The sequence below is a fragment of the Streptomyces torulosus genome (genome assembly GCF_001419765.1).
Taxonomy (GTDB): Bacteria; Actinomycetota; Actinomycetes; order Streptomycetales; family Streptomycetaceae; genus Streptomyces; species Streptomyces torulosus.
Map to the genome: position 1 here is coordinate 1 of NZ_LIRK01000640.1, position 6,592 is coordinate 6,592.

Below are 6,592 nucleotides of genomic sequence, written 5' to 3' on the forward strand. Positions count from 1 at the left end.
CGCCGCGCTGCCCGCCGCCGGGATGTCGGCGCGGGCGAGGGCCCGCAGAGTCACGCCGGCGGCGGGCAGCGCGGCGACGGTCCTGGGGCCGAGGGCGGTCGGGGTCACGGCGAGGGTCAGCCCGTGCTCGGGCGCGGACGCCATCCGGACCACGTCGGCGCGGGCCGCGTCGAGCCGCAGCAGCAGCGGCCCGGCGTGTTCGAGGAGCCGCTCCCCGGCGGCCGTGGGCCGGACCGGACGCCGGGTCAGCAGGGCGGCGCCGAGGTCCTGTTCCAGCGCGGCGATGTGCTGGGACACCGCGGACTGGGTGTAGCCCAGCTCGCGCGCGGCCTCGGAGAACGAGGCGAGGCGCGCCACGGTGACATAGGTGCGGAGCAGATGCGGATCCATGGCCGCCATGATCCCGCGACGCGCCCGACAGGCACCTGAGCTGCATCAGCGTTGCTTATCAGGGGTACGGAAATCATCGTTGGACGTGAAGGCGGGCCCGCGCCGAGGATGGCGGACATGACGAACAACCCGACGCAGGCCACCTCTTCCGCTTCCCGTTCCGCCCGGCTCGCCCTGGTCGGCGACCGCTCCCCCGACGTGGTGTCCCACATCCGGATCCCGCGGTTCCTCGACTCCCTCGCGGAGCGGGACCGGCTCGTCGTGGACGCCTACTGGATCCACTCCGAGGACGCCGCGGCGGACCCGGCGGCCGTGCGCGGCTTCGACGCGGTGTGGGTGGTGCCGGGCAGCCCCTACCGCAGCGAGGCCGGGGTGCTGTCCGCGATCCGTACGGCCCGCGAGGAGGGCATCCCGTTCCTCGGCACCTGCGGCGGCTTCCAGCACGCGCTGCTGGAGTACGCGCGCACGGTGTGCGGCCTCACCGGGGTCGCGCACGCCGAGAACGACCCGGACGCCGAGGACTTCCTGATCGAGCCGCTCGCCTGCTCCCTGGCCGGACACGAGGCAGCCGTGCGCGTCGAGCCCGGTTCGCTCGCGCAGTCGGTGCTGGGCGCCGAGCGGACCGTCGAGCGGTACTCCTGCCGGTACGGCCCCTCCGCTCACCTCGACACCTTGCGGGCGCACGGGCTGCGCTTCTCCGGGCACGACGAGGACGGCCAGGTCCGGATCGTCGAACTGCCGGGCCACCCCTTCTTCCTGGCCGCCCTCTTCCAGCCCGAGCTCTCGGGCGACGGCAGCCGCCCGCACCCGTTCGTGCGCGGGCTGGCCCGGGCCGCGGTCGACCACGCGACCCGGGCGGCACAGCTGCCGGTGTGAGCCGTGCGGGGCGTCAGCCGACCCGGGCCGGGGCGAACGGCAGGGCCGGCGCCCGGCCGGGGACGAAACCGTGGGCGCGGCGGGCCAGGAAGGCGGACTTGTAGCGGTCGACCTGCCTGTGCCAGTTCAGGATGCCGGCGAGCCAGTTCCGCAGGTCGTCCACATAGCCGTCCATGATGTCGCGCGCCTCCCGCGACAGCTCGAAGTCGTCGTAGACGACGGGGAGTTCATGGGCGACGACATGCTCGAACTGCCGCATGCGCTGGGTCATCAGGTCGTGGACCACGCCGAGCGCGGTCGGGTAGTCGCAGCCGAAGAAGTTCTGCACGACGAGGATCGCGTTGTGGACCTCGCCCTCGTACTCGATCTCCTTCTGGTACGAGAACACGTCGTTGATGAGGCACGCGTAGTCGATGGCCGCGTTCTCCAGGGAGCGGACGGGGCCGCTGCGGTAGACCTCGGGCGGGATCTGCGGGCCGTGGCCCATCCGGCACAGGCTCAGGGTGAGGTCGGAGCCGAAGGTGGCGCGCCGCATCTCCAGGTAGTCGACCGGGTCGGGCACCCGGTTCTGGAGCTGGTTGAACACCTCCCACACCCAGCTCTCGGTCATCTTGTCGACGGACGCCTTCAGGGTGCGCCGCTCGTCGGAGGTCATCTCCGCGGTGGTCCGCGCCCACAGGTCGATCAGGCCCCGTTCCATCCCGTTCACCGGGACGGGGACCGCCTCCCCCTCGACGGGCATGCAGTCGGAGAGCCGGGCGGTCGTGAGGCGCGCGGCGGCCACATCGCGGCGGTGGCCGAAGACCAGGGGGTAGTAGTCGTCGCCGTAGGTGCCCCAGGCCAGCCACTGCGAGCTGAGGTCCAGTTCCTCGGCGGTGGCGTCCGGGTCGAGGCCGGCCGCGCACAGCGGCAGGTCGGCGGCGGCGAGCCGCTCCTCGTCCCAGACGCCCTCGCCGAGGATGCCCATCGCGTGCGACCAGGCGGTGAGGCGGGGGCGGGCGGCGTCCAGGTGCGGGCACAGCTCCACCTGGAACGGCATGTGGAAGTCGGGGATCAGGGACGGTCCGACCTTCTGGTACGGCAGATGCGCGCGGGTGCGCAGCCGTTCGGCGGCGGCGGAGGCGAACAGCGCCCCCACGTCGGCGGCGGACGTGCCGAACCCCGCCCCGGTGACCAGGGCCGGGCCGGAGAGGAGCGCGCCACCGAGGTCGAGCGGGCCGCGCGAGGAGGTCGCCCCGTCGTTCATGTAGCGGCTGGACCGCATGTGCCACTCGTGGCCGCCGGCCTGCCAGTCCTGGAGGCCCTTGGTGTACGCGGCGACGGCGGCGATCTCGGGCGGGGTGAGCCCCTTCTCCAGGGCCAGCGCGGGGACCTCGGTGAGCGCGGTGTCCTCGAACTGGTGCAGCCGTGAGGTGAGGATGTCGTTGACGGTCTCGGCGGCCTGTTGCGTGTCGCAGCCGAAGAACGTCTCAAGCACGAGCACGCCGTTGCTGTTCTCCCCCTCGTCCTCGACCTCCCGCTGGTAGGAGAACAGGTCGTTGCGCAGGTGGACGGCGTCCGAGAACGTCTCCATCAGGACCCGCAGGGGCCTCGACCCGGCGACCGCGGCGGGCACCTCCGCGGTCGCGTACTCGACGAGACCGGCGGACCAGGGGGCGCCGCCGACCTTCCGGCGCATCTCGATGTACTCGACGGGGTTGGCGATCCGCCCCTCGTTGATGTTGGACAGCTCCCACAGCGACTCGTTGAGCAGATGCTCGGTCGCCACGGCGAAGCGGCGGCGCCAGTCCATCGACATCGCCGGGACCGTGCGCGCCCAGAGGTCGGCGAGCCCGGCCTCCACCGGGTTCCGCGGCTCCGGGACGGGGGTGGCCAGGTCCAGCGGCATGAACAGCGGGAGCCGGTCGAGGTGGGCCTTGCCGCCGGGGCGGTCCTGGGAGCGCTTGAAGAGTTCCAGGAAGTGGTCGTCGAAGAAGAACACCCACACGTACCAGTCGGTGATGAGCGAGAGTGCCGGGCCGTCGCAGTCGGGGTGCGTGTACGCGCACAGCAACCCGTAGTCGTGCGCGTCGAGGTCCGCCTGTTCCCAGACGCCGGAGCCCTCCAGCATGCCCATCTCCCGCGCCCACGCGCTGGTGTGGGCACGGGCCTCGTCGAGGTGGGGGTTCAGCCGCGCGGGGTACGGCAGATAGAAGTGCGGGAGTTGGAACGGCTGCGTCATGGCCGGGCCCTACCCGTGGCCCCCGACCGGCATCCGGGCAGCGGAACATGATCACACCATCGCGTGAATCCGGGCGCTTTCGTCGCCGGCGCCCGGACTTCTCAGTTCGTACCGGCGTTCACCTGGATCACCGCGTGGGCTCCGCCGGTGCGCCACCGCTGCCCCTCCGCGGCCACCAGCGCGGCCTCGGTGGAGGCGTCCAGGCCCACGATCACATCGGACTTGAGGGTGCGCAGGGCGGCCACCGGACCGGGGAAGTACGCGGTGACCGAGGCGAAGGACGTGGTCGGCGGCCAGAGCCGGTCGCCCACCAGGCGCCGGTAGTTGAGGTCGCCCTTGAGGAGGGTGAGGTCGGCGGAGGCGAACTCCTCGCGCAGGTCGTCCGGCATGTCCGCGTACGGCAGCGGGGCGCAGGAGAAGGGGTGGGCCCGCAGCACGAGACGGCCGTCGGCGAGGGCGGACCACAGCCGTCGCCCGGCGGCGTTCTTCGCGGCGACGAGGTGGCGTACGGCGTCGAGGGCGTCGGCGGTGGTGGCGTCCGAGACGAAGTACGGGTACGGCTTCAGATGCAGCAGGGCGCGCTCGACGCGGCCCCGGGTGAGGAGGTCGTCGACGAGGAGGAGATCGGGGATCAGTTCGCGGCCCGCGTTGTCGGCGACCAGGCAGAGCGTTCCGCCGCCGGACAGCAGGGACAGCAGTTCCTCGCTGTCGTCCGCGAGCAGCCGGGAGTCCGCCGCGGACTCGGCGGTCTGGATGCGGAAACCGAGGTCGGCCCGGTTGCCCCAGAGCGAGCCGTGCAGCAGGGCGGACAGCCGCTCGTGCGGGGGGCGTTCGGCGAGGGCGTCGGCGGCGGTGAGTTCGGCCGCCGCCTCGGGGGTGTCGAGCTCGGCGAGCTTGAAGGGGCGGAACGGGTCGACGCCCTGCCAGGGGCCGGGGCCGAAGAAGCCGACGGCGTGCAGGAGCCGGCGGTAGAAGCAGCTCTCGGCGACGAGGAACGGCAGGTCGAACCAGGACCGGCCGGCGTGGCCGCGTACGTCCCAGGTGTCCCACCAGGGGTCGTCGTCCGGGGGCGCGAGGACGCCCTCGGTCGCGTCGTGCAGCAGTGTCGCGAGGGCGTGGCGCTGCTCGGGGCCGTAGGGGGTGGCGTCGAGGACCTTGCGGATGAGGGCGGGGTGCCGTTCGGCGAGGACGGCGTGCGCGAAGGAGGCCGGGTCGGTGCCGTGGATCAGGGGGGCGTCAGGCACGGTCGGGGGTCCCTCCGGGGCCGGTGGGCGCCGCGGACGGCAGGGCGACGTCCTTGACCTTCTTGTCGAGCTGCCGGCCGTAACCGGCCTCGGTCCACACGTACTTCTGGAACTGCTCGGGGGTCAGGGCGCCCTGCCACGGGGTGCCCGCCGGGTAGAACACGGCGCCGCAGGCGGAGCAGTGGTGGGCGGGCCGCCAGAGGAGTTCGGCGCGGGGCTCGCCCCGCATGACGGCCTTCCGCTCGCGCAGCTCGCCCCGGACCACGGCGAGGGTGCCGACGAACAGCGCCACCGCGAGCAGGGAACCGGCGATCATGTGGACGGGCTTGTCGCTCTGGATACCGCTGCGGGCGAGATAGGCGCCCATGGCGACGAGGATCATGCCCTCGATGAAGTGCAGGACGGTGTCGAAGCGGGACGGCACCCCCGGGGACCGCGCCAGCCGGTCGGTCAGTCCCCCGGTCCGGGACTCCGGGTCGGCGCAGGTCTCGGCGACCGTGCGCACCGACGGTCCGGATCCGCCGCAGCCGGGGCACACCGCCGCGACCGGTGCCGGGCTCCCGCCGGTTCGCTCCGACCAGGTCCTGTCGAACCTCTGCGACGGGATCCCCTCGGTCTGCTCCGGGTGGGTCCCGTCGGACTTCTCGGTCTTCTTCGTCGACATGCGCCTACGCTAACGGCCCGCTGACGGCACGCCGGAAAAGGGCCGGCGGCCGACCGATGCCCGCTCGCATCGGTCGGCCGCCGGCAGTGGGGGGTGGCGGTCAGTGGGGCTGACGTCAGAAGGTCAGCTTCCAGCTGTTGAGCCGGCCGGTGTCCGCGGACGCCACGTCCTGGACACGCAGCTTCCAGGTGCCGTTGGCGACCTCGCTGGACGCGTTCACCGTGTAGGTGGTGTTCACGTTGTCGGCGGAGTCCGAGGAGCTGGAGGCCTTCAGACGGTAGGTCGAACCGTCCGGGGCCACCAGGTCCAGGACCAGGTCACCGCGGTAGGTGTGGGTGATGTCCACACCGACCTGGAGGGTGGAGGGCGCGTTGCCGCTGCGCCCGGTGACGGAGATCGAGGACTCGATCGCCGAGCCGTTGTCCGGGATGGAGACGGCGGTGGTGTTGGTGAAGGTGGTGCCCCCCGTGGAGCCCCCGCCGGAGCCGCCGGACACCGCCTGCACCGTCTTGGCCGCGTCGGCCAGACCCGCGCCGCAGCCGCCGGAGCAGGAGCCGGGCAGAGCGCGGGCGTTGGCCTTGATCGCGGACTCGATCTCGGCCGGGGTCAGCGAGGAGTTCGCCGACTTCAGCAGCGCGGCGAGGCCCGCGATGTGCGGGGTGGCCATGCTGGTGCCCTGGTAGTAGGCGTACGACTCCGAGGTGGGCGTCTTCGTGCCCGCGTTCAGCGTGGACAGGATGCCGTTGGCGGTGCCGGTGCTGGTCTGGCCGCCGGGCGCCGAGATGTCCACGAGGGAGCCGTAGTTGGAGTACGAGGCCTTGGCGCCCGAGCGGTTGGTCGCCGCGACCGAGATGACGTTGTTGCAGTTGCCGGGCGAGTGGTTCGCCACGTTGTCGTTCTCGTTGCCGGCGGCCACGACGACGGTCGTACCGCGGTTCACGGCGGCGGTGATGGCGCTCTGGGTCGCCGTGGTGCAGGCGCCGTCGCCACCGAGGCTCATGTTGATGACCTTGGCGACGTTGGTGTTGGCCGGGACGCCGGAGACGGTGCCGCCGGAGGCCCAGGTGATGGCGTCGATGATGTCCGAGTCGTAGCCACCGCACTTGCCGAGGACGCGGATCGGGGAGATCTTCGCGCCGTGGGCGATACCGGCGATGCCCTTGCCGTTGTTGGTGGCGGCGGCGATGGTGCCCGCGA

General features: G+C 72.3%; 6 protein-coding genes. 1 reads left to right on the plus strand and 5 read right to left on the minus strand.

The window, feature by feature from the left end:
* Positions 1 to 390, minus strand: a 390-nt coding sequence (locus AOK23_RS36195; protein WP_157878250.1) for a LysR family transcriptional regulator, incomplete at its 3' end; no start/stop codon positions are given.
* Positions 391 to 498: 108 nt separating this feature from the next.
* Between AOK23_RS36195 and AOK23_RS36200 the strand changes: the two genes are divergently transcribed.
* Complete coding sequence (locus AOK23_RS36200; protein WP_055716759.1) at positions 499 to 1,266, plus strand: CTP synthase C-terminal region-related (seleno)protein; 768 nt, start codon at positions 499 to 501, stop codon at positions 1,264 to 1,266.
* A 13-nt stretch (positions 1,267 to 1,279) separates the two neighbouring features.
* Here AOK23_RS36200 and cyc2 read toward each other — a convergent pair whose 3' ends face one another.
* From cyc2 to AOK23_RS36225, 4 genes are all read right to left on the minus strand, one after another.
* A complete protein-coding gene (gene cyc2 / locus AOK23_RS36205) occupies positions 1,280 to 3,487 on the minus strand; it encodes a germacradienol/geosmin synthase Cyc2 (RefSeq protein ID WP_055716760.1) in 2,208 nt (735 codons plus the stop codon).
* A gap of 101 nt (positions 3,488 to 3,588) precedes the next feature.
* Positions 3,589 to 4,731, minus strand: a complete 1,143-nt coding sequence (locus AOK23_RS36210) for a damage-control phosphatase ARMT1 family protein (protein WP_055716761.1) — start codon at positions 4,729 to 4,731, stop codon at positions 3,589 to 3,591.
* Positions 4,724 to 5,395, minus strand: coding sequence for a hypothetical protein (locus AOK23_RS36215; RefSeq protein WP_240496719.1), 672 nt, complete (start codon positions 5,393 to 5,395; stop codon positions 4,724 to 4,726). Before AOK23_RS36215 ends, AOK23_RS36210 begins: the two co-directional genes overlap by 8 nt.
* A 115-nt stretch (positions 5,396 to 5,510) precedes the next feature.
* On the minus strand, positions 5,511 to 6,592 hold a 1,082-nt coding region (locus tag AOK23_RS36225; RefSeq protein WP_157878251.1), incomplete at its 5' end, for a S8 family serine peptidase.

Bases quoted from the DNA above. Each gene is read 5' to 3' on its own strand.
- cyc2 (WP_055716760.1), bottom strand. From the start codon at position 3,487: ATGACGCAGCCGTTCCAACTCCCGCACTTCTATCTGCCGTACCCCGCG.
- AOK23_RS36215 (WP_240496719.1), bottom strand. From the start codon at position 5,395: ATGTCGACGAAGAAGACCGAGAAGTCCGACGGGACCCACCCGGAGCAG.
- AOK23_RS36200 (WP_055716759.1), top strand. From the start codon at position 499: ATGGCGGACATGACGAACAACCCGACGCAGGCCACCTCTTCCGCTTCC.